23 protein-coding genes and 1 tRNA gene are annotated in these 23,931 nt (G+C 39.0%); all 24 read right to left on the bottom strand.

Annotated elements, in window-relative coordinates; genetic code table 11:
* Window positions 1-7: 7 nt before the first annotated feature.
* On the bottom strand, window positions 8-760 hold the full coding sequence (locus SAZ04_RS16615) for a threonine/serine exporter family protein (RefSeq protein WP_332697272.1): 753 nt from the start codon (window positions 758-760) through the stop codon (window positions 8-10).
* A 43-nt stretch (window positions 761-803) separates the two neighbouring features.
* Window positions 804-1,784 (bottom strand): serine/threonine protein kinase, encoded by a 981-nt coding sequence (locus tag SAZ04_RS16610; RefSeq protein WP_332697301.1) that lies wholly within the window; start codon window positions 1,782-1,784, stop codon window positions 804-806.
* Window positions 1,750-2,490: a VWA domain-containing protein gene (locus SAZ04_RS16605; protein WP_332697270.1), complete on the bottom strand. Its 741-nt coding sequence runs from the start codon at window positions 2,488-2,490 to the stop codon at window positions 1,750-1,752. The genes SAZ04_RS16610 and SAZ04_RS16605 overlap by 35 nt, the downstream gene beginning before the upstream one ends.
* Before the next feature lie 414 nt (window positions 2,491-2,904).
* A complete protein-coding gene (spoIIE, locus tag SAZ04_RS16600) occupies window positions 2,905-5,412 on the bottom strand; it encodes a stage II sporulation protein E (RefSeq protein WP_332697268.1) in 2,508 nt (835 codons plus the stop codon).
* Between the two features lie 514 nt (window positions 5,413-5,926).
* Window positions 5,927-6,003, bottom strand: a tRNA-Met gene (locus tag SAZ04_RS16595).
* Between the two features lie 170 nt (window positions 6,004-6,173).
* Entirely contained in the window at window positions 6,174-6,692 is a 519-nt protein-coding gene (locus tag SAZ04_RS16590; protein WP_332697267.1) for a S1 domain-containing RNA-binding protein, read from the bottom strand.
* Between the two features lie 74 nt (window positions 6,693-6,766).
* Window positions 6,767-7,147, bottom strand: a complete 381-nt coding sequence (locus SAZ04_RS16585) for an FtsB family cell division protein (RefSeq protein WP_332697266.1) — start codon at window positions 7,145-7,147, stop codon at window positions 6,767-6,769.
* A gap of 12 nt (window positions 7,148-7,159) precedes the next feature.
* On the bottom strand, window positions 7,160-7,741 hold the full coding sequence (yabQ, locus tag SAZ04_RS16580) for a spore cortex biosynthesis protein YabQ (protein ID WP_332697265.1): 582 nt from the start codon (window positions 7,739-7,741) through the stop codon (window positions 7,160-7,162).
* Window positions 7,738-8,049 (bottom strand): sporulation protein YabP, encoded by a 312-nt coding sequence (gene yabP, locus SAZ04_RS16575; RefSeq protein WP_332697263.1) that lies wholly within the window; start codon window positions 8,047-8,049, stop codon window positions 7,738-7,740. Before yabP ends, yabQ begins: the two co-directional genes overlap by 4 nt.
* A 160-nt stretch (window positions 8,050-8,209) precedes the next feature.
* Window positions 8,210-8,467 (bottom strand): RNA-binding S4 domain-containing protein, encoded by a 258-nt coding sequence (locus SAZ04_RS16570; RefSeq protein WP_332697261.1) that lies wholly within the window; start codon window positions 8,465-8,467, stop codon window positions 8,210-8,212.
* A gap of 19 nt (window positions 8,468-8,486) precedes the next feature.
* Complete coding sequence (gene yabN, locus SAZ04_RS16565) at window positions 8,487-9,950, bottom strand: bifunctional methyltransferase/pyrophosphohydrolase YabN (protein ID WP_332697259.1); 1,464 nt, start codon at window positions 9,948-9,950, stop codon at window positions 8,487-8,489.
* 2 nt (window positions 9,951-9,952) lie between these two features.
* The gene (locus SAZ04_RS16560; protein ID WP_332697257.1) at window positions 9,953-11,542 is read right to left on the bottom strand and encodes a putative polysaccharide biosynthesis protein; all 1,590 of its coding nucleotides are present in this window, start codon (window positions 11,540-11,542) and stop codon (window positions 9,953-9,955) included.
* Window positions 11,543-11,781: 239 nt separating this feature from the next.
* Complete coding sequence (gene spoVT / locus SAZ04_RS16555) at window positions 11,782-12,321, bottom strand: stage V sporulation protein T (RefSeq protein ID WP_332697256.1); 540 nt, start codon at window positions 12,319-12,321, stop codon at window positions 11,782-11,784.
* A gap of 182 nt (window positions 12,322-12,503) precedes the next feature.
* Complete coding sequence (gene mfd / locus SAZ04_RS16550) at window positions 12,504-16,025, bottom strand: transcription-repair coupling factor (RefSeq protein ID WP_332697253.1); 3,522 nt, start codon at window positions 16,023-16,025, stop codon at window positions 12,504-12,506.
* Window positions 16,026-16,230: 205 nt separating this feature from the next.
* The gene (gene fin / locus SAZ04_RS16545) at window positions 16,231-16,461 is read right to left on the bottom strand and encodes an anti-sigma-F factor Fin (RefSeq protein WP_332697251.1); all 231 of its coding nucleotides are present in this window, start codon (window positions 16,459-16,461) and stop codon (window positions 16,231-16,233) included.
* 70 nt (window positions 16,462-16,531) lie between these two features.
* A complete protein-coding gene (gene pth, locus SAZ04_RS16540) occupies window positions 16,532-17,089 on the bottom strand; it encodes an aminoacyl-tRNA hydrolase (RefSeq protein ID WP_332697249.1) in 558 nt (185 codons plus the stop codon).
* A 185-nt stretch (window positions 17,090-17,274) separates the two neighbouring features.
* On the bottom strand, window positions 17,275-17,916 hold the full coding sequence (locus tag SAZ04_RS16535) for a 50S ribosomal protein L25/general stress protein Ctc (RefSeq protein ID WP_332697247.1): 642 nt from the start codon (window positions 17,914-17,916) through the stop codon (window positions 17,275-17,277).
* 106 nt (window positions 17,917-18,022) lie between these two features.
* Entirely contained in the window at window positions 18,023-18,973 is a 951-nt protein-coding gene (locus SAZ04_RS16530; protein ID WP_332697245.1) for a ribose-phosphate diphosphokinase, read from the bottom strand.
* 93 nt (window positions 18,974-19,066) lie between these two features.
* Window positions 19,067-20,425, bottom strand: a complete 1,359-nt coding sequence (gene glmU, locus SAZ04_RS16525) for a bifunctional UDP-N-acetylglucosamine diphosphorylase/glucosamine-1-phosphate N-acetyltransferase GlmU (RefSeq protein WP_332697243.1) — start codon at window positions 20,423-20,425, stop codon at window positions 19,067-19,069.
* Window positions 20,426-20,710: 285 nt separating this feature from the next.
* The gene (gene spoVG / locus SAZ04_RS16520) at window positions 20,711-21,004 is read right to left on the bottom strand and encodes a septation regulator SpoVG (protein WP_332697241.1); all 294 of its coding nucleotides are present in this window, start codon (window positions 21,002-21,004) and stop codon (window positions 20,711-20,713) included.
* A 315-nt stretch (window positions 21,005-21,319) separates the two neighbouring features.
* Window positions 21,320-21,694 carry a RidA family protein gene (locus SAZ04_RS16515; protein WP_332697239.1) on the bottom strand — a complete coding sequence of 125 codons (375 nt, stop codon included), beginning with the start codon at window positions 21,692-21,694 and terminating at the stop codon, window positions 21,320-21,322.
* A complete protein-coding gene (gene purR, locus SAZ04_RS16510; RefSeq protein WP_332697237.1) occupies window positions 21,691-22,542 on the bottom strand; it encodes a pur operon repressor in 852 nt (283 codons plus the stop codon). Before purR ends, SAZ04_RS16515 begins: the two co-directional genes overlap by 4 nt.
* Before the next feature lie 59 nt (window positions 22,543-22,601).
* Entirely contained in the window at window positions 22,602-23,465 is an 864-nt protein-coding gene (gene ispE / locus SAZ04_RS16505) for a 4-(cytidine 5'-diphospho)-2-C-methyl-D-erythritol kinase (RefSeq protein WP_332697235.1), read from the bottom strand.
* Between the two features lie 225 nt (window positions 23,466-23,690).
* Window positions 23,691-23,876, bottom strand: a complete 186-nt coding sequence (locus SAZ04_RS16500; protein WP_332697233.1) for a small, acid-soluble spore protein, alpha/beta type — start codon at window positions 23,874-23,876, stop codon at window positions 23,691-23,693.
* Window positions 23,877-23,931: the final 55 nt, after the last annotated feature.

Genomic DNA, 23,931 nt, shown 5'->3' with positions numbered 1-23,931 from the left:
TTCATCTCTATAAAAATAGAGCAATTGCAAGTGCAACACCTGTTGCGATTGATAACGCCGTAATGACTGCCTCCGCACCTCTACTAACGCCAGCTATTAAATCTCCTGACATTAAGTCTCTAACCGCATTTGTGAGGGGGATTCCCGGGACTAATGGCATTAACGTCCCAATGATCACTTGGTCGAGGTTTTCTCCAAGTCCAAATAGAACAAGGCCAATCGCAACGGCTCCACCTATAAAGGCAGACATGAATTCAGCAAAAAACTTTACCTTTGTATAATCTTGAAGCGTAACGATACACCAACTTGCTACAAATCCAGCAATAAAGGCTGGGACCGTGTCATACAAATTTCCACCAAATAAATAAGAGAAAGCGCCTCCTGCTATGCCAGAGGAAAAATGCAACAAAAGCGGCGAATAATTCATCGGTGCTTTGGCAATTTCCTCTAACTTATCTAATGCTTCATCACTTGTGATTGTCCCGCTAACGAACTCCCTTGAAACTTGGTTAACAAGAGTCACCTTGTTTAAATCTTGGAGTCTGTCATCAACTCGAATCATTTGCATGACATCGCCCTTACTATCTTCTTCAAATGATAGGAAGATTCCTGTTGTGGTCACAAAGCTATGAACATTTTTAAACTGTGCCGACTTGGCCATTCTTTCCAACGTTTCTTCAACTCGATATGTTTCAGCACCATAGGTGAGCATGATTTCGCCTGCAAGCAAGCATATATCCATCATCCGATCAGCTTTCATACCAACTCCTCCATCTACACAAGCCGATTTCTTTACTTACTTTCTACATCATTTGTCCAAATAAGTATAGGATATATATCAATAGAAGAAAAGAGCAAAGCAGGAAGATTTCAACAAAGTAAGAGGATTGCTTTTGTTTCTTATCGCTAGTAGTAGCGACTTTCGTTTTTTTCATTTTCTTTTGTGCTTTTACTGGAAGATGTTTATAGCTAGAACTTTTCGAGACAGCTTTCACCATCTCTTTTCGCATCGCCTCGGCTGAGTCATACTTTCCTTGTAAAGCACTAATAATTACATCTCGGTACGGACGAAGGAGAGGCTTATCATCTACACTTTGCTTTAGCAGTACAATTGTTTTTTCTCCTTTCTTTTCAAAGCGCTTTGGATAAGCACAGTTGATCATAACCATTGCCACTGCAAACAAATCATAGCTTGGCTCTGCCTTTCTTGATCCAAGCCCCCAATACCCTCGATCAAAAAACTCCGTGTATTCTTTTATTGACCTTCCAATTAACGTTGTCCCTCCGACATCTAACCATCTAATTCTTGCAGGAGGACCTACAACAAGAACGTTATCAGGTTTCAAATCACCAAATACCCAACCAGCAGAATGTAGCCGGTCCAAATCACCAAGTAATTGAACCATTAAGATCCCTAACCACTCTACTCCTCGATTTTGCATATACTCAATCAATTCTGTTCCTTTTAAATACTCCATTACATAAAAAGGAAACGTCCCTTCCGAAGTGACTAGATCATCTACATCTAGCAAAGAAGGTCCAAGAACAACCCCTTGAACCTTTGAGAAATGTTTTAACACATTTACCTCTGATGTAATAGACATACTATCGGTACCTACTTTCAAAGCAACAAGACCTTTAGCAGATTCTGCTAAATACACCTTGCCAGTTGCCCCAGCCCCTAGTACCCTTACAATTTTATATGGATGCCTGTGCCACTTTCCAACGATTTTTGCTCCTGCCGTAAGTTTACATACCTGATTCTTCGAGTAGCTGTGCTTCATCACCAGCCATCAAACTCCTTCTTGAGCCAGACTTCAAAAATTTCTCAAGGGCCACTTGCAGAGCAGGTCCGGTCGGTGTAATTCCACCTGAGGAAAGCTTCTGAAAAATTCCTGTAAGCGAATTAAGCTGTGGAGACCAATCAAGCAACTTATCAATATCTTTCTTCTTTCCGGGAAATGAATAAAGGGCAAAACGATTTGCCCCCATTCTAGATGTAAGGCTGATAGACAAATCCGTTAACGCTTCTTGAACCATAGGTAACTTATTTCTCATACTTGCACTTGTATCAACTAGAATCAACACATCCAAATTCATCGTCTCACCAAGCTCATCGACAACTTCCATCACTTGCCCTCTCTTTGCAGGAGAGAGATCTTCCATTTCTTGATTTCGGCCTAAGATCTGTGTGAGCTCCTTATTCACAACACCATGTATCGTTTGCGTCATTGCTTTTCGGGTGACCATTTGTACTGTTTGGGCAAGCTGTTTTGCATAAACTACTTGGCTTACTCCACCTCCAGCCATTGCAATGGCTTCAATCTCTTCAATTCCCTGTTCATTTAAGTGATTCCCATCTACTACCCCTATGACATTAACCGTTACTCCTTGTTCCTTAGCAAGCGCAGCAATTGCAATCGGATCTTCACCTTGATTTGAATGACCATCCGTTAATAATAAAATTTGCTTTAGCGTACCTTTACTCATTACGCGTCCCCTCCAAGTAGTCTGAATGTTACCATCATTCACTACCAATAGAAGTTTTATACGTTATGAGTCTAGAAAAACTTGGCTTCCGCCAGATCCCTCTTTAAACAAAAATAAACTAACTCCTTACCCTTTCTCGATCGAAGAATGCACACAGGCGGAAGCCTTAGTTTCTCTTACCTCCCCACCATCATCCTCGCGCACCACGAATAACCGATGTCAAAACGCACTTCCCGTTTCGACATCAGCTATGGTGGGCGCGTAACACAACTTATTTTAAAAATTTTGGTTAATCAGAGCGGTGCTGTGCATTGGCTTACTTAAAACGTTGCTAGCGGCTCCGCTCAATGCTTCGAATTTGATCAAAAAGGTTAAAACTGGAAACCACTGAAAAACGACCTTTTTGAAAAACTTCTATACTGTCTTCTTCCTTTTTTTATGAACTAATTTAGGAGATTTATATAGAGGGATTGCAGACCACTTCGGCGTATTACGTTTTATTTTTGCCACAATCACGGTCATGTCATCATCAATAGAGCCTTGACCCTCTCGGATAATCTTCTCAAGAATAATATCTGCTACTTCTTGTGGATGATCTGTCTTAATCTCACTTAATAATCGTTTCATCCACATCTCCTTATTTTCAACGTGCTTAGGGGCATCGTAAATTCCGTCGCTCATCATGACAAGCAAATCTCCAGCCTTCAATTGTTCACTAACGACATCTACATCAAACTCTTGAATCATTCCCATAGGCAAATTGCTTGCTTCCACTTTTATGACATTGTTTCCTCTTTTAATGAAACTAGGAATGGACCCTATTTTTAAGAATCTTGTTGTTGCATCTTGAAGATCAATCATGGCTAAATCAAGTGTCGAAAAAATTTCATCAGTCGTACGTAACGATAAAACCGAATTGACTGATTTAATGGCCACTGTTTCTTCAATACCAGACTGAAGAACCTTTTGCAAAAGTTGCAGAGTTTCATTGCTCTCAAGATGTGCACGTTCTCCATTTCCCATACCATCACTTATCGCAATGGCATATTTCCCAGAACCTAATTCAATCGTTGAATAGCAATCTCCTGATACATAAGCTCCTCCTTTGGCAACATGTGCTACTCCTGTATCCACGACATATTGTTTTGCTGAACTAAAAGAAACATGACTATAACCATTTGGGTAAAACGCAGGCTCCTCTTTTTTAACAATAACGGTCTCTCTTAATAGATCTGATAAAATCGGGGCAATAATTTTTTCACATTTCCCATGGTCATTGTCAGATGACACACTCATTTCAATCTCTAAATTCCCTTTTTTTAAGCTGTAAATGTCGATGTGACCTATTTCAAGGCCAACATCTCTGAGCGCTTCTAACATTTGCTCCTCTTGAAAATGATAAGCTTCTTTTTCTTTTTGGATTTCTCTAGCGAAATCACCCATTACACGAGAAACTCCGAGAAGCTGATCAGCAACGAGCCTCCTGCTTTCAATCACTTGACGTTTCAGCTTTTGATTTGCTTGGTAGTGTCCATGCTCGTGTCTAATTGCCTGGATAATCTTTTCTGGTTTAATACATTGTTTCTTCCAATCTGCCTTTAACATTTGATCTCTTATTTCTCCATGTTCTTCTATTTCAGTCATAATTCGTTGCATGGAATCATATGTTTTAGTAAAGTTCTGGACCCAGCACCGCTCTTTTTTAAAACATGTTTGACATGTTTTCTCCGTAACATTACTTAAAAACATATCTACCTCGTTATCTTCATCCTCATGGGTTGAAGCTTGCGCTGGAGTTTGAAAACTATTAGACAGTGTTTGAAATAGCGTGGAGAACTGTTCCACTTTTCCAGCTGTTAAATCACGAATTTTTCGTAAATATTGTTGCTGTTCTTTTGAATGTTCTACTGTTCCTGGGATATATCTTGCAAGACTCGTAAATACACTTCTAGGTGTTAAGAAAAAAACCAATATCGCTAACATTGATTCCATTAATGTGACGGAAACTTGTGTGGCTCCTTCGCCATATAGCCCTATTAATAAAGTACCAACAAGCAACCCGATCCCTACACCTACTTTTTTTCCTTCTTTAAGTAGACCACCTAAAAGACCAGCAAAAGCTAGTAAGCTCATCTGATAAAGACTTGCTACACTCGCTAAACTTAAAATTAAACCTGTTACAACACCTACTGTCGAGCCGATCGCTGCACCACCTACAAACGCAAAGGCAAGTACCAAATATCTTGCTAGCACGTGTTCTACTGTCATATCATACAATACCCACCCAACCGTTCCAGTCATGACAGAAGCGAGTAAGATGATCAAGCAGACAATTTCTTCATTTCGTAAAGGTTGTTTTAGCTTTCTTGATGTGACAATCGGAACACTTTGCAAGAAAATCATCGTTAAAATAAAACTTAACCCCGCTTCAACCGACCCCATCATTAATGCATAATTTGAAATTGTTCCCTCTAGAAAAAAAACAATCGCTAATCGTGTCATAATGCTTGCAGCAAAGACAGTATAAGGAAGTACCTTCGTTGAATCCTTTACATATTTAGCAACAACCTTTTGCAAAAGAACATAGGCGATAATGGCTAACAGTACAAAGACTACTTGACCATGATAACTCGTCATTGCACCAGCAAGTAAAGACAAAGCTGCGATGCCTGCTCGCTCTCGCTTAAGCATATAAACAGCTGCTAAAAATGGCAAAACAAATGGAGTTAGTTCAGATAAAATCATGGCTCGCCCAAGTAAAAAACCGACGATTGCAATGATTAACCCATATTGGTAAAAAGCAGCTCGTGTAAATGTCGTCACCTTTCCATTTACCCCTTTAGCTAAGCTCGTCCACTTACTCCGAAAAGTACTTCCTTGGTCAGCGGGTTCGGTCCATTCTTTTGTCAACTTCTGAATCATCAACATCCACCACCCTAGTTTTATTCGTATACTCATTATAAACAGATAGAACTTTCATTTTTTGTCAAAATTGCAGGGCGAATTCCAAAAAACGTTCGACTTCTTTCGTCTCAAATAGGTAGCAACAGCTATCGTACGCATCGTTTGTTGATAGAGAGTCTAATATTATAGGGGATTATTGGAGACTATGGAGAAAGATGAAGAGAGAAAGTTTCAAAAGGTGGGTTTCCTTTTAAATCTTTCTCTCTTAGCAATGAGCGAAGCCGCCGTTATGTTTTTAGCCTTTTGAGCGACCTTTTCAAAAGGACACGGCGAGCGGAGCCATTGCCACCTCGATGAATGCAGAGAATAAGGTAATAGAGTTCTATCTTACTTATCTCCATTTGAAGGAGAGCAGCCCGTTGCTTTCTTTGAGTAAACGAACATACTTCATTGAATCCCCTCTATACTCATCCAATTTCTATAAAACAAAAAAAACCTCCACTCATAAAGTGAAGGTTGTAAATTATGTATTTGGTAGCGGCGGAGGGAGTCGAACCCACGACCTCACGGGTATGAACCGTACGCTCTAGCCAGCTGAGCTACACCGCCAAATTGGTCAATTGCGACATCTACTAATATACTATTAACTTTATGCCAAGTCAATACATAATTACATTTTTTGCGCTGTTATTGAACTCGATGTTCTTGGAAACTCAACATAAAAAGGCCAAGCTTTCACTTGACCCTTTAAACAAATGTCCTCGTATTAGAGCAGCAAGTTATCCTCGACGGGCGCCTCGACCTCCACGTTTAGATTCTGTTTGACGCTTCAATGTTGAGATGCGTTCTTCACTATCCTTTAAGAAGCGATTCATTTTGTCTTCAAAAGATAAAGACGGACGTGCCTGATTTGGTCTTGGACCACGCCCTCCACCGCCTTGTGGACGATTTCCACCTTGTGGGCGACTTGGCCGTTGTGAATTGTAAGGACGACTAGGGCGATCAGGACGGTCAGGACGTGGTGGACGCGCTGATCGCTCAGATGTCTCAGGTCTTTCCGGACGATCTACCGCTTTACGGATAGACAGCCCAATCTTCCCATCCTTCTCAACATTGACTACTTTTACAAGTACTTCGTCCCCAACCTTTAAGAATTCGTTAATGTCCTTAACATAGTTATCAGCGACTTCGCTAATGTGTACAAGGCCTGTAGAACCACCCGGCAGCTCCACAAATGCACCAAAATGAGTGATTCCTGTAACCTTACCCTGTAACTTGCTGCCTGCTTCGATTGACATGAAAAAATAGATCCTCCTTAAGAAATCTGAAAATGTTCATTTTTTATATTATACCTGAATAAAAACAGAAAGTGTCAATTTGACTGAGATTCAGGTAATTTAAACAAAGTTTCGCCTGGCTTAGATAAATAATAATCTCTTCTCGCTATTTCTGCAATGTAATCAAGATCATTATAATTTTTAATGTCTTCTCGTAAACGTTGCTCATCTAGCTGCAGTTGTTTTAGTTGACTTTCAAGGGTTAGCGATTCTTGCCTTTTTTCCTCTAAAGAATTCGCTTGGGCATACAGTGTCACAAAACCCATACAACCTAAAGTTAAGGCAACAATAGCTAACACACTCAGCCTACGAATAAGACCTCTACGTTTTCTTGATTCAAATTCAAGCTCTTGTTCGCGTTGTTGTATATAGGATTTATCCATTTCCCTTACTCTAGAAGTACGATTTGTGACCATTCTGATCCCCCCTTACTCTTTCTTCTTCCTCATCGATTGGAAAAACTCCTTTAATTTACGGAAAATTGGCTTCATTTTATTCACTTGCTTATTCAACCGTGTCCATTTGTAAAGTAGGAATAGTAGCCATTTTGTTGGTCTCCAAATGATTCGTAGCAAGAATAAGATCACTGTTAAACAAACTGATAATACCATCATACATAAGGAATAGAGGACTTTCAATAAGTACTTAATTGGGTTAATTAATAATACCATAAATAGCTTGATCGTAATTCGATAAGTTTGGATAACAAACGTAATTAGTTTTTCTAATAACGTCTGATACAATTGTCGAAATAAAGACTGGTAAGCAGCGTAACCACATACTAAAGCTAAAAATATATAAAAACGTATCTCTCCATTATTTGCTTGTAATAAGACGTAAAACACAACAAGAGCCTGAACGAGCCAAAACAACAGATCATTACATGCAACGAGCCAATTGAAGGATGGTCTCTTACGGGTGAAGCGCCCATACGTATCAATAGCTGCACCAATATACAGCCCCATTGCAGCCATTGATAACATCGTATAGAGTTGAACTGTTAACGTCACTTAAATAACTTCCCAAAGAAACCTTTTGATTTGTCTTGTTGATTTTGGTCTAAATAAATAAGGTCATATACTTTCCCTTCAATGGATACGTTTCCTTGCTCTACATTTAAATTTTTCATATGCAAGTTTTGGCCGCGTACCGATAAAAAGCCCATAACTGTCTCTAAAAGAAATTCTTCATTATCAAAGCTCTCCACTTGCTTAACTCCAGTAATATCTAATTGTCTTCTACCTTTTAAGATGACATCGTGTTCATTCGTTTGCCGTTCCCGTCCCATAGGTGTACCAAATTCATATTGCTGATCCATCTTTTAGTCCCTCCTCCATATGCTTTCATAGCAGTTTATGAAGAGAATTTCAAAAATAGAACAAGCCTATACGAGGCTATTGAAAAAGGTTGCTTTTTAACTTTTTCAGTGGCCTCCGGTTTTCACCTTTTCCAATAGCCTTCAACCTATATTGTTGTTCCTATGAAACTGGTGCTTCACTAATAATTGTGTACATCGTAGCAGCCTCGTCTTTCCTTACCATCTCACGCACATTATCAATCCGAACCGTAACAAGCTTTTGCCCAAACCGCACAACAAGTTCATCACCAGCTTTTATGGCTGACCCAGCTTTGGCAACTTGACCATTAATCGTAATTCTCCCTTGATCACACACTTCTTTTGCCAATGTACGACGCTTAATGAGTCGTGATACTTTCAAAAATTTATCTAATCGCATCTTTCATGCCCCCTAAGTCTTAATTTTCTAGCCTCTTGGCTTCATCCCACTTTTCATCAAGTTCTTCTAATGTCATGTCCGTTATTTTTTTTCCTTCAGCATGTGTAGCCGTTTCAATGTAACGAAAACGATTAGTGAATTTTCGATTCGTACTAAGAAGAGCCTCTTCTGCATCAATTTTGTAGAAGCGCGCAAGGTTCACCGTAACAAATAGGATATCGCCAAGTTCCTTCTGCATCTTATCAGAATCTTGAGCCTTCACTTCAAGCATAAACTCACCAATTTCTTCTTGCAATTTCATCCACATCGGTGCAGCTTCTTCCCAGTCAAATCCGACTTTTGCTGCTTTTTTCTGTAGCTTTGTCGCTTCCATTAATGCAGGTAACCCCTTCGGAATGGGCGATAAGATAGACTGATCGTGCTCTTCACCTTTCTCTTCGCGTTTAATTTCATCCCAATTGGTCACGACTTCGTCTGCATCATTGACCGTAACTTGTCCAAAGACATGTGGATGTCTACGAATCATTTTTTCGGTTACACCTTTAATGACATCTTGTACAGAAAAAAAGCCATCATCCTCACCAATTTGTGAGTGTAACATTATTTGCAGAAGGACATCACCAAGCTCTTCAACCAGATGATCATCATCTTCATTATCTATTGCTTCAAGCACTTCATACACTTCTTCAATGAAATATTTCTTTAATGATTCATGTGTTTGTTTTTGGTCCCACGGACAACCATTCGGCCCTCTAAGAGTTGCAATCACTTCACGTAGCTTGGCGAACTCCCCGTATAAAAGAGTCTCTTCTTGCACAGGAGGTACGTAAACCGCTGTGAGATTATTAAGTGTCGTCACATGGTCTAATTCAAACAATTTTACTTTTGTCAGTTGTTGCTCTTTTGATCCGACTGCTGTTGCAATTGTCACTTCATAATCATCGGGAAGGCGTTCCATTAACGTTAATTTAACATCAGAGGCAATCATCGCATCGTATACTTGTACAATAATGATATGAGAGCGTATCTCAAGTTCATCTCTGTTTAACGCCGTTCCATCAACGATTTGACATCCCTCTATCGGATCTATTTGCAATGCTGTATACATCCCGTCTAGAAAGCTTTGCCCTCCTAAAAAGGCTAGTTCAACCTGTTCTTTTTTACTTACTTCTAAGAGAAGTTGAACCGTTCTTTCAGCAACAAAAGGATGTCCAGGTACCGCATACGTAATGTTCTCTTCTTGTTCAACTTTTTCTAATAGTTGATCGATAATCGCTTTATAGACAGATTCAAATTCATCATATTGCTCGTAAATTGCATCAAATGACTCGAATTCCATTCCTTCTTTTTGAAGTTGTTCAATTACTGGGTGATCAGTCGTTCTGATATAGATTTTTTCTTGTTTTTGAAGATGGCGATAGACACCAAGAGGCATTTGATCTAAATCACTGGCGCCCAGCCCAATAACGTTTATTTTCTTCACCTTCACCCTCTCCTTTTCATAAGTCGTACTCTTAGTTTATTTAATTTAGGAATTTTATTCCACTCCTCTTCGGTAAATAGAGCTAATGTAAACAAGCAGCTCGCGACTACAATTCCCCCAATTGCAGCAGATGATAAAGCAACGACTGAATCGGTTCCTCTATTATGTATACTTAGCATCGTTGTTAATCCCTTTTTCCATAACCATGTAACGACCCCCATCAAGATCAGAACAATGACAATCTGTATATAGGACTTGTAGTGCCCTATAAATAAATAGTTATTTCTTTTTAGAGCTAAAAGCAAATAACCAACCATTACGATAACAGCAATAACCGTAGACCAAGCTGCACCTATCGTACCTAAAAGGGGAACCAACAACACATTAAAAATCAGTTTCAGTAATACGCCGATTCCAACTGCTATTGCTGGTAAAAATGCGAGATTGTATCCTTGCAATACAGCCGAAATGGTTACAAAAAAGGAGCAGAACAAAATCGCTACACTCATAACACGTAATACATTTGTACCAAGTATATCAGTAAATAACATATGATTAGTAGGCTCAATGATGATGACTAATCCTATCGTTGCTGCTCCTCCTATTAAAAGAGTCAAACGATAAGACAGCGTTTGGTAATGCTTAGCGGCCGTAAAATCTCTCTTTGCTACAGCCTTAGATAACATTGGAACTAACGCTAGTGACAGCGTTGTCGTTAAGACTGTCCCCAGTTGAAGCAGCGGCTGACCACGATCATAGATCCCTTTCGTCGGGAAAGCTTCACTTGCAGCTACCCCGCTCCATTGCAAGAATCTTACAATCGTGAATGCATCAATGAGCTGCAGTAAAACAAAAATAAGTGCACTTAAACAAATAAACACACTTTGCTTCAACATTCCTATGTTTTCGTTCAAAACTTTTGATAGTTGTAGCCTTTTAGGATGCACTAGTTGCCTCAACCAAACAGCTCGTGTAAAGAAGAGCAAAGCAATAATTCCAATGACACCACCTATTAAAGAGCCATAAGCCGCAGCGGCACCTATTTTGTATGCATCAAAACCTAGCGTGACAAACACATATGTAAACCCTAATATGAACAACACTCGTACAAGCTGTTCAACAATATGAGAGACTGCTGTTGAAACGAGTTCACCTTCACCTTGATGATACCCTCTACCAACACTTAAAAACGGAAGTAATAAAACAACAAAGCTCATAGCCCGAATTGGCCCTTCCAATTGTCTATCTGCCATTAACTCAGCAATGCTAGGTGCAAGGATGTACAGTGCTAACCATACAAAGACTGTTATAAGTAATAGTCCGTAAAACAGCAAACTTGTTACGTTTCTCGCCTCATTTACAAAACCCGCTGCTAATAATTCAGCGCGACGCTTAGAAAGAACAACGGGAAATCCATACATAGCAAGTACCATGACAATTCCATAGAACGGATAAATTTGTTGATACACATAATAGCCCATATCACCTGATAAATTCTGAAATGGTATTCGGTAAGCTGCGCTTAGTATTTTTGCAAGCAATGCAACTACTGATAAAAGAGCAATACCGTGCAATACACCTTGATTTCTCACTTGATTCTCACCTTTCTTTGAATCATCTTATCATAATGATTGTAAATGTTGTAGATAGAACCAATGTAGCATAGCTTAAAAGGGAGTTCCCCCGACTAATTTTCGTAGTATACGTGATAGTAACCACTAAAGATACCAAACATCCTGCACTAGCGATCAAGTTTTATGTTAGCAAGTGCGAGCCAGAGACGAAAAAAGGCCCGTCCTCCTTAGAAGGAGACGAGCTTTTTGATAGCTATTTATTGTTCCATTTGTCTAGCTAGGAAGCTTGCTGCCGTTTCCGCAAGTTTCTGTTCAATGGTTCCAGATAGCTCCTGCTCTTTACTAAAGAGCACAACAGCACCAATTGGATCTCCATTTGCAATGATTGGTGAAATAACATATCCTTTAAGCTCATCGACATGATCTCCGACGAGATTGTATTCACCGCTACTTGTTACAACTGCCGCTTTTCGTTCATCCATGACTTTTTCAACGATTTCACCAATCGCTTTGTTTGCAAACTCTTTTTTAGGCGCACCGGCTACTGCTATAAACGTATCCCGATCAGCGATTAAGACATAGTGGTTTAAACTGTCGTAAAGTGCCTCTGCATATTCCTTTGCAAAATCTCCTAGTTCAGAAATAGGGGAGTATTTCTTTAATATAACTTCTCCATCACGATCTACGAAAATCTCGAGAGGATCTCCTTCTCGGATTCGAAGTGTTCTCCTGATTTCTTTCGGGATTACAACCCGTCCTAAATCATCAATACGACGTACGATACCTGTAGCTTTCATACTGTATTGCCTCACTTTCTAATGATGTATTCACTTGATGGTAAGTGATAAGAAAATAACCATTTCTTTTCTTAACTATAGTATCTTTCTTAAAAAAAGAACTATTCACCAATCCATGAATTTGTTTGAATTACTAAATAATCCAAATGCACCATTATTTGGGTGTTAACCTAGTTTAATTGCTACTTTTTCGCTTTTTTAACCACTTGAATGATTTTCTCAATAAACAATAATACTTGTTCATCACTTAAGGATTTCGTTTTGATCGCAAATTTTATTTTATCTCCAGCAGTTCCTAAAATAATTTCTCGACCAAGTTTATGAGCTGCTTCAAACAGTTTGGTACCATCCATTTTACTTGAAGTCTCTTCAGACAAGATGATATTTACTTGGTCTTTCGTTTCCGTTATTTGCTGAACTCGCTCTTTGTTAGCACTCATTTTTATATGCGTTAAACGCAAGAGAAAATCAACTTGCTTTGGATATTCACCAAAGCGGTCCATCATTTCGTCTTTAAGTTCGGTTAAATCACTTACAGATTCTGCGCCTTTAAATCGTTTGTACATTTCAATTTTTTGTTTTGCGTCTTGAATATAAGTCTCCGGAATATAAGCATCAATTTTCACGTCAAGCTCTACTTGGAATGGAGGCTCCTTTGGTTTATCGCCTTTTCTTTCTTCAATTGCATCCTTAAGCATTTGCGAATATAAATCAAACCCAACAGATTCTATAAATCCATGTTGTTGTGACCCAAGTAAATTCCCGGCACCGCGGATCGTTAAGTCTCGCATAGCAATTTTAAAGCCAGACCCAAGCTCAGTAAATTCTTTAATTGCTTGCAATCGTTTTTCTGCTACTTCCGTTAGTACTTTATCGCGTTGATACGTAAAATATGCATAAGCTACACGATTTGAACGTCCAACTCGACCACGAATTTGATATAACTGCGAGAGCCCCATCTTATCAGCATTGTAAATAATTAACGTATTCACATTCGGAATGTCAACACCCGTCTCAATAATCGTCGTTGTAACTAAAACATCGCTATGTCCTTCTAAAAATTCGAGCATAATCGTTTCTAACTCACGTTCATTCATCTGCCCGTGAGCATAACTAATGCGTGCATCAGGAACGAGCATGGAAAGTTGCTCTGTCATTCTTTCGATATCTTCTACACGGTTATAGAGAAAATAAACTTGCCCACCCCTACTCAGTTCGCGCTCTATCGCTTCACGAATAAGAGCAGCATTGTATTCAACAACATATGTTTGGACAGGAAAACGATTTTCAGGTGGCGTTTCAATAATAGATAAATCACGCACGCCAAGCATTGACATATGCAACGTTCTTGGGATCGGGGTTGCTGTCAATGTAAGAACATCAATATTTGCTTTTAAATGCTTGATTTTCTCTTTATGTGAAACCCCAAATCGTTGTTCCTCGTCAACAATAAGAAGTCCTAGATCTTTAAATACAATATCTTTTGACAACAGACGATGAGTACCGACAATTAAATCAACTGACCCAGCCTTAACCCCTTTTAATGTTTCCGTTTGTTCTTTCTTAGAACGGAATCTGCTTAACACGCCAATATTAATAGGGAAGTCTGAAAAACGTTCTTTTATAGTCTCATAATGCTGCTGAGCCAAAATAGTCGTTGGCACTAATATTGCTACCTGTTTCCCGTCCATAATTGATTTAAATGCAGCTCGAATAGCGACTTCGGTCTTTCCATACCCTACATCTCCACACAGCAGTCGATCCATTGGACGCGTCTTTTCCATATCTTCTTTGATTTCAGCAATCGCTCGAATTTGATCTTCTGTCTCTTGATATTGAAATGATGATTCAAATTCACTCTGTTCATTGCTATCTTGTGAAAAGGCAAATCCAACACTGGCTTCTCGTTCTGCATAAAGCTTAATTAGATCATCAGCAATATCTTCTACAGAGGCTTGGACTTTTTTCTTGACCTTTTTCCAATCACTACCGCCAAGTGCATAAATTTTCGGATCTTTCTCTTCAGATCCTACATATTTCTGAACTTGATCAATTTGTTCCACTGGTACATAAAGCTTGTCATTTCCCGCATAACGCAGATGCAAATAATCTTTATGAAGGCCATTTATTTCAAGTGTTTCTACACCTAAGTACTTACCAATCCCGTGATTCGTATGAACAATTAGATCGCCAACCTTTAGTTCAGAATAACTTTTTATTCGCTCTGCATTCGAGATCGCTTGTTTTCGTTGGGGGCGTTTGGCTTGTTTCTTAGCAAACACTTCTTCTTCAGTAATCACCACAAGATTGCTTGAAGGAAGCTCAAAGCCAGTCTGCAAATTTCCGACCATGATTTGTACCTGGCCATCGACAAGTTTACTCGCTTTTTCAATTATTCTTGTATCAATGCCTTCTTCTTCTAAATTTAACGAAAGGCGATCTGCCCTATCTTTAGATCCAGCAATGAAGACAATCGCCTGCCCGCTTTTTTTCCACCTCTTCACCTCAGATTGAAGAAGTTGCAACTGCCCATGAAATTGTTGCATTGATTTACATGTGACACTGATCACATTTTCGGGATTTGTTGACGCGACATGTTTCAAGAAAAGAGATAAATAAAGAATCGAATAAGGACTTGTTTTTAAGACCTCAAAAACAGGAACAGACATAGCAACGTCATGAACAATCTCTCCTTGTTCTAACAGCGCCATGTTCCATTCCGCTTCTTCCTTCTCTAAGTTATCTGCTATCTCTTTTACTCTTGATACTTCATCAATCATAATGACTGTATTCTTATTCATATAAGACAGAAGAGAATGCTCACCTTCGTAATAAAGAGACATATATTTGTACATCCCTTGAAAGGTGGTGCCTTGCTTTAATTGTCCAATTTCATAGGAAATATTTTGTGACAAACGTTCTTTTGTTTCTTTTGCCTTCACTTTTTTTATTGTTGCTGTAAGACCGTCTGATAGTCTTTCTGCTGCTTTTTGATAATGCTCATTGTACAAGAGAACTTCTTGGGCCGGTCCAATGACAACACTTTTTCTTTCTTCTTTTGAACGTTGGTTGTCAACTTGGAATGTTCTAATGGAATCAATTTCGGTATCAAAAAGCTCAATCCGAATAGGATCTGATTCTGTTAGCGGATACAAGTCGATAATGCCCCCTCTAACACTTACTTCTCCTGGAGAAGAGACCATATCAACTCGCTGAAATCCCGTCACGATCAGCTTTTCTATCAATTGATTGATATCACCTATGTCCATTCCAACTTCTAGTTGAACTTGACAATCCTCCCACACTCGAACCGGAGGAAGTTGACGTCTAACTCCGGCTAACGGAGCGATAACAATACCTTGAAATGATTGAACAAGTTTGTTTAATACATCAATTCGTTGAGCTTTCATTTCTGGACTGGCAATGGCTATCTCTGCTGAAATTAATTCATTTACCGGGTATAAAAGGACTTCTTCATCCGTTAGAAGTCCTACTAGATCATCATATAGTTTCTGCGCTTGATATAAATTATGTGTAATAACAAGCATCGGTCTTTTTGACTCTAAATATAACGATGACATAAACAATGTTCTAGCTGAACCAGTCAATCCAGATATCAATTGTTCTTTCATATTGGCTTCTAAGCTAGTTAAAACCGCTTTTATGTCTTCGTTTGTACGTAAGTAATGCTGCAATCCTAACATGTTCTTCCCCCTGTTATTTCTTCACCTTATCCATGAGTACAACGCCCCACAATATGTAATGACAATGTTATCCTCATACTACCAATAATAATTATTATTCGGACTCTCTTTTCTCTATTCTTTACTTAGGACTAGAATCCTGCTTGAAATCTAAGTGATAACAGAAAAACGCTTTGGTTATAAACCAAAGCTGACGTTTCTTTCCTTATTGTATAAGATTGTCTAATTGATATAAATCTGGATTACGCGTTAGTGCCTCATGACAATCTTCACAAATCGAATGTACCTGAATATCTCCATTTTCATTATATGATAACATATTTTCTCGCTCTAGGCTTGTTAATTGATTAAATCCTAATGACTCAGAATGCGCTTGTTGTTGTTCAAGTGAGCCAAGCTTCGTCTTACAATGACGGCACTGATAATGAATGACCAAGGCATATGCCCCCCTTTTGCTATACTAGGTAATCAATAGTATTGTCAGCAAGAAGGTTCTCTATACGATCTTAATTAAATTCATTCATAACTTCAAGAAAAGTCTTTGTCGTCCATGCCTCTACTGCTTTCGACGTTTGAATAATGGACTCCTTGACTTGTTCTCGTTCATCAGGGTCATACGTACCTAGAACATAATTCACAATCGATTCTCCATTTTGCGGACGATCGACGCCAACACGAATGCGATTAAATTCTGGTGTACCTAAGTGTTGAATCAGTGATTTAATCCCATTATGTCCACCAGCACTTCCTTTTTGACGTAGCCGTATTTTCCCAACTGGCAAATCCATATCATCATAAATAACGACAACATCTTTTATATCTATATTAAAATAATCAATAAATGGTCGGACGCATTCACCAGATAAATTCATGTATGTAAGAGGTTTTAGTAGAAAAACTTTTTCGCCATTAATGATGCCTTTTCCAAAGACGCCTTTAAATTTAGATTCGTCCAACTCAATTTGCATTTCCTTTGCACAGTAGTCAATGCAATCAAAACCAACATTGTGACGAGTACCAGCGTACTTGACTCCTGGATTGCCAAGTCCGACAATTACCTTCATTCGAACATCTCCTTAAAAAAGAGAGTGACTCATTTTAGAAGCCGTCTCAAGAGGCCCTAGACCTTTTGAGACAAACCTCTTTACTTGCGTCTATCTAGATCGCCAAATACGAGCAAAAGAGTATTTTTGTTCGTATATAAGTTCTAGGATCTAAAAAACGCAGTTACTGAGTCACCCTCTACTTATTATTCTTCTGCTGTGTTGTTTTCTTTGGTTTCTTCGGTTCCTACAGTCTCTTCTAGTTGCTCCTCAGTAGCTTGCCCATTCTCAACCTCAGCGGCTGGTGCCTGTATGGTTACAATTGTTTCATCATCTTCACTTGTAATAGTTACTGATACAGCTTGACGAATATCCGCTACTTGAATCGAGTCGCCGATACTTAAATTAGACACATCGACTGTAATTTCTTCTGGTATATCTGAAGGCAAGCATTTCACTGCTATTTCATACATTAAGTGTGAAACCATGCCTCCTTCCTTCTCTCCCGGTGCATCTCCTATTAGGCGAGCAGGAACATTTGCATCGATTTCTGAAGCCATATCCACTTCAAAGAAATCGATATGTGTATATTCATTTTTAAGTGGGTCAATTTGAATATCATGTATCATCACTTGGTGTTTCTCTTTTCCTGCTACATCAAGTGCAAACAATCCATTTTTCCCTACTTCTCTAACCGTTTTCAGTAAGTCAATACTCTCGATTGATACTGGTTGACTTTCAATTTTATTGCCATACAAGATCGCAGGAACATGCCCTTGTTTACGAATTTTTCTAGTTGCGGATCCTCTAAGGTCATCTCTTGGATTTGCTTTTAAAATTGTTGCCATCGCTATCACCTCATATTAGTTTTAAACTCTCTCTATCATATGTTCCCTTAATAAGAGTATTTAAACCTTTTTTTGTTAATGATTCGCTTTGGCACCTTCTAAATACTTAATCAAACAGTGTACTTACAGAAACATTTTCATGTACGCGGATAATCGCCTCACCCATTAATGCCGCTACTGATAATTCTGTTACCTTTTCGCTTTTCTTCTCATCATCAAGGACAATTGAATTAGTAACGACAAGTTCCTTAATTTTTGAATTGTTAATACGCTCCATTGCTGGACCAGATAACACAGGATGAGTACAGCATGCATACACTTCCTTTGCGCCATACTCGACTAATGCATTGGCAGCAAGCGTTATCGTACCTGCCGTATCAATGATATCATCAATAATAATGGCTGTTTTCCCTTCAATGTTTCCGACAATATTCATCACTTCAGATACATTTGGTTTCGGTCTACGCTTATCAATGATCGCAATTGGTGCTTTTAAACGATCTGCCATCTTTCGTGCACGCACTACACCACCATGGTCAGGCGAAACAATTACAATGTCCTCTAAGTCTTTTTGAGAGAAATAATCAGCTAAAATCGGTACACCCATTAATTGGTCAACTGGAATATCAAAGAATCCTTGAATTTGTGTTGCATGAAGGTCAAGAGTAAGAACTCGTGTAGCTCCCGCCTTCTCAATCAAGTTTGCAACAAGTTTTGCTGTAATTGGTTCACGAGCACGCGCTTTACGATCTTGACGCGCATAGCCATAATAAGGCATAACAAGATTAATTGTCCGTGCAGAAGCACGCTTCAACGCATCAATCATAATTAATAATTCCATAATGTGCTCATTTGCAGGAGCAGAAGTCGATTGAATTAAGTATACGTCACAACCACGAATACTTTCTTCGATATTGATTTGCACTTCACCGTCACTAAACCGAGTAACAGAGCTCTTTCCCATCGGCACACCAATATGTTCTGTTATCTCATTCGCAAGACCTTTGTTTGAATTTAATGTAAAAACTCTTAAGCTAGGATCACCGTATTTAGGCATCGTTTTTCCCTCCGGTATTCTAATTGACCTTTATATTTAAGTTAAAAGAAGTTCCTCAAGTCTCATCACTTCTTTAAACACCTTACCAAAAAATTACTTCTTCATATAATCCGCTTTATTTGTTTGTTTCGCTCGAGCGATCGAAAGTGACTCGCTAGGTACATCATCAGTAATCGTTGACCCAGCAGCTACTAACGCACCTTTTCCTACTGTTACCGGAGCAATTAAATTCGCATTACAACCAATGAAAGCTCCATCTTCAATAATTGTTTTGAACTTATTTTTGCCATCATAGTTAACGGTTACGGCACCACAGCTAAAGTTCACATCGCTACCTACTTCGGCATCTCCAATATAACTCAAATGAGACGCTTTGCTTCCTTTGCCCATATTCGACTTTTTAATTTCAACAAAATTACCGATTCGAACATCATCTGAAATAGTTGAATCTGGGCGTATATGTGCAAACGGTCCAACTGAAACATTTTTCCCAACCTTGCTATTATACACGACAGATTGACGTATGACAGTATCCTGACCAATTGTGCTATTTTTTATTTCTGTATTTGGCCCGATCGTACAACCAGATTCTATATGCGTCGCGCCAAGTATAATAGTTCCCGGGTAAAGGACCGTATCTTGACCAATTGTACAGTCTGTTGAAATATAAGTATTATTAGGATCAATAATGGTGACACCCTGCCTCATCCAATGTTCATTCATGCGATGCTTCATAATTCTTTCCGCTTCAGCAAGGGCAACTCGATCATTGACACCTAATGTCTCGTCAAAAGAAAGAGTTTGATACGCAGAAATTATTTCTCCACTTTTCTTAAGTATTTCAATTACATCTGGAAGATAATATTCACCTTGGACATTATCATTCCCAACCTTCTGTAACGCCGCAAATAAAGCTTTGTTATCAAAACAATACGTTCCAGTATTAATTTCGCGAACATTTCTTTCTTCCGCTGTCGCGTCTTTATGCTCGACAATTCGTTCCACTGATCCGGCGCTACTTCGAATGATTCTACCGTATCCTATTGGGTTATCAGCAATAGCCGTTAAAACCGTTGCTTTAGCTCCTTCATTTGCATGATGTGTAAGCAAATGATCGATCGTTTCTGCGGTTAAAAGCGGTGTATCTCCACAAAGAACAACCGTTGTCCCTTCCTTATCCTGTAGAATACCTGCTGCTTGCATAACGGCATGGCCAGTACCTAACTGTTCTTCTTGCACAACATAAGAAACTTGATCTCCTAGTTGCTCCTGAACAACTTCAGCACCAAAACCTACAACTGTGACCTTCTCCTCAAATCCTAAACTGGAAACTTGATCCACCACATGTTGAACCATCGACTTTCCACAAACTGGATGAAGCACTTTGTATAATTTGGATTTCATTCTTGTACCTTGACCTGCTGCTAAAATGATCGCATAACGATTGCTCATAATTCCCCTCCAGGTGTTCCTTTTTCCCTTACGAATATATCTTAAAACAGAGGTATTTTCAAGGAAATATCGATCGAATAAGCATTAACAACTTTTTGTCTATTTAAGAGATTGTTCAGAAAGGGTGGTTTTTCCCTTTCTGAACAATCTCGAAGAAATGAGCAGAACCGCTACTTGCGTTTAAGTCCTATGAGGGATTTTCTCATAGGAAGCGTAGCATGTGACGCCATTTTTCTTGTCTATTCAAAAAAAAAGAGTCCTAACGAAATATAGGACTCTTACACATTACGAAGCACCCGCTTCTTCAAATTCAACTTCACCATATTCTCCTGCTTTGTCATACTCAGTAAGCACTGCTGTCTGGATTTTTTCCCGTGTTTGCGAAGAGATGGGGTGAGCAATATCACGGAATTCACCATCTGGTGTTCTTTTACTTGGCATTGCAACAAATAAACCATTATTCCCGTCGATTACGCGAATATCATGTACTACAAACTCATGGTCAATAGTAATAGAAGCTATTGCCCTCATTCGTCCTTCTGTATTAACTCGTCGCAATCTCACATCTGTTACCTGCATGTTGGCCACCACCTATTAATTGATTGTTCTTACACTATCAATTCTCTAACAACTCCGTAAATCCTTCTTACAACCCAAAAAAAATAAAGTTTCTTAAGAAAGGCCACAAAGCGATCTTTTCTTAGTGAGTAGGCTTTCATACTTTTTTAAAATTCACTCAAATTTTATAAAATTGGTTCTAAAAAAACTTCATTTCCACCTCTATTACCTTAGCGTCTATGTTCTCAATTTAAGGGATTATACTCTCTTAAATAAAAAAGGCATGACTACCCAGGCCCGTAGACCTCAGAGAGTCACCCCATTCTTTACAAATTACTACTTCACTAACGCAATAACTTCAATCTCAACTAACACATCTTTCGGGAGGCGCGCTACTTCCACACACGACCTTGCAGGTTTGTGCTCACTAAAATACTTGCCGTACACTTCATTGATAAGCGGAAAATCCTCCATGTTCTTAATAAAAACAGTCGCTTTCACAACTGTTTCAAAAGAAGCACCCGCTTCATCTAACACAGCCTGTAGATTTTTAAATACTTGATGAGTTTGCTCTTCAACTGTTCCTTGAACTAAGTCCCCTTCAGCTGTTAAAGGGATTTGCCCCGAACTATAAAACATATTATTGACGATAACTCCTTGTGAGTATGGACCTATTGCACCTGGGGCTAAGTTTGTATGAATTGTTTTCATTTCTTCTCCTCCACTTCTACCGTTTGTAATAAATCTAAAACACTACCTGGTTCAACTTTAATTGTTTTATTTCTAACGTCAACATCTGATAACTTTGTAATTGACATGTATCCATCAATTAATCGTTCTTCTACCTCTACTGTTTCAACAAGAACACCGATTCCAACTAATTCTGCTTGGAATTCTTCAAGTAAATCCATCATTCCTCTAATCGTGCCCCCTGCTTTCATAAAGTCATCAACAATAAACACACGGGAGCCTGGCGCTAAACTACGGCGGGCTAATGTCATTGTTTGAATTCTCTTAGAAGAACCGGATACATAGTTAATACTAACCATTGAGCCCTCTGTTACAAGATGGTCTCTTCGTACAATACTTACCGGAACATTTAAGTATTGTCCAACTGCATAAGCAAGAGGAATTCCTTTTGTTGCAACCGTTAACACTGCATCAATCTTTTCGTTTGCTAACAAAGAAGCAAATACTTGTCCGAGTCGTTGAATAAATTTGGGATTACCTAGTAAATCCATCATATACAAATAGCCACCAGGAAGAATCCGTTCAGGAACGGCTAATTGTTTTATTACATCGTTCACAAAATCTTCTGCTTGCTCACGGTGAATACGCGGGATGAATTTTACTCCTCCACTTGCACCTGAAATTGTTAAAAGGGAACCATACCCTTCATCCTCAAAAATCTCTTTAATAATAACTAAATCCTCACTAATCGAAGACTTAGCTGACTGATACCGTTCAGAGAAATGAGTTAGCGAAATAATTTCATGTGGGTGCTGTAATAAAAAATGGGTCATATCAACAAGACGACCACTGCGTTTAAGCTTTTTCATGCGACCTCCACTTAAAACCGAATATTTTCATTTAATATAACACGTTTGTTCGGTTTTTATCAAGTGTCCGTTGAGCGAATTAGCCGAACTGCAAAGACATCCTGACAAAACCCTCGCAACCCATTGTAAACACGATGAAGCCTTGATTCATGCTCAACTAAACCAAAGATGGTTGGACCACTTCCACTCATCAGTACACCATCTGCGCCGAAGCGAATCATCTGTTCTTTAATATTTCTTACTTCTGGATGCATATCCAACGTTACAGCCTCAAGAACATTATGTAAATTTTCACAAATGCCTTTGAAATTCTGATCGGTAATCGCACGAATCATTTCTTGCGTATTAGCATGTTGAATCGTATTAACGTTTAAGCGTTTGTATACTTCTGCTGTTGAAACGCCGATTGGTGGCTTCGCCAAAATCACCCAACAAGAAGGAGGAGCGGGAATTGCTTTAATGATTTCACCACGTCCAGTTGCTAAAGCCGTCCCTCCATAAACGCAAAATGAAACATCTGAACCAATTTCTGCTCCTAGTTCAGCAAGCTCATCCAAACTTAGACCTAAATCCCATAACTGATTTAACCCTTTTAAAGTGGCAGCGGCGTCACTACTTCCTCCCGCTAACCCCGCAGCAACAGGAATACGCTTTGTAATATAGATTGAAACTCCTCTTTTAATATTACAACGTTGCTTTAAAAGAGCTGCAGCTTGATAAGCTAGGTTTCGATGGTCATTTGGAACAAACCCTTCAGATACATCTACTGTAATCCTGTCACCTTCTATATCGGTTAGGTCAATTCTGTCAGCTAAGTCAACCATCGTCATTATCATTTCAACTTCATGAAACCCGTCATCCCGTTTTTTTATTGCATCAAGCGATAAATTAATTTTCGCCGGTGCTTTCACTGAACATCTCACACTCGTCACCTTCTATATCCATTTGCTTACGTTATTTTATCACTTGTCAACGCAACATACCACCGCAAGAAAGTTTTTTTAGAAAATCTCGGATCCCGCTAGTTCCCTTTCAAATAAGAACTAACTGCTATCCCGCCCTCTCCTTTAACCGAATCCAGCGGGGAGCCTCAGCTTTTCTTACCTTATCTAAAAAAAGCCAGGCTTTCGCACTGGCTTCTCTCATTATCAATTCCTATTCTGCTTTTGGACAAGCTGTTGTTCGGCTAGTTCAATTGCCCTTTTGACCATATTACCAGCATCCCTTGAACGAATACCACCCCATCCTTCTCTTTGAACAGTGTCGTAAAACCCAAGTTCCTTTGCTAGTTCTTCCTTAAACTGGTCAGACATGACTCCTCTTTTTCTACTCATGTCACAACAACTCCTTTTTCAATGTAACCAAAAGAGGCTGCCTCAAAAAGGAAGC

Source organism: Halalkalibacter lacteus (assembly GCF_036663595.1).
GTDB classification, from domain to species: Bacteria; Bacillota; Bacilli; order Bacillales; family Bacillaceae_D; genus Halalkalibacter; species Halalkalibacter lacteus.
The sequence above is the reverse complement of the archived record's forward strand: the minus strand, read 5'-3'. Positions and strand labels throughout refer to the sequence as shown.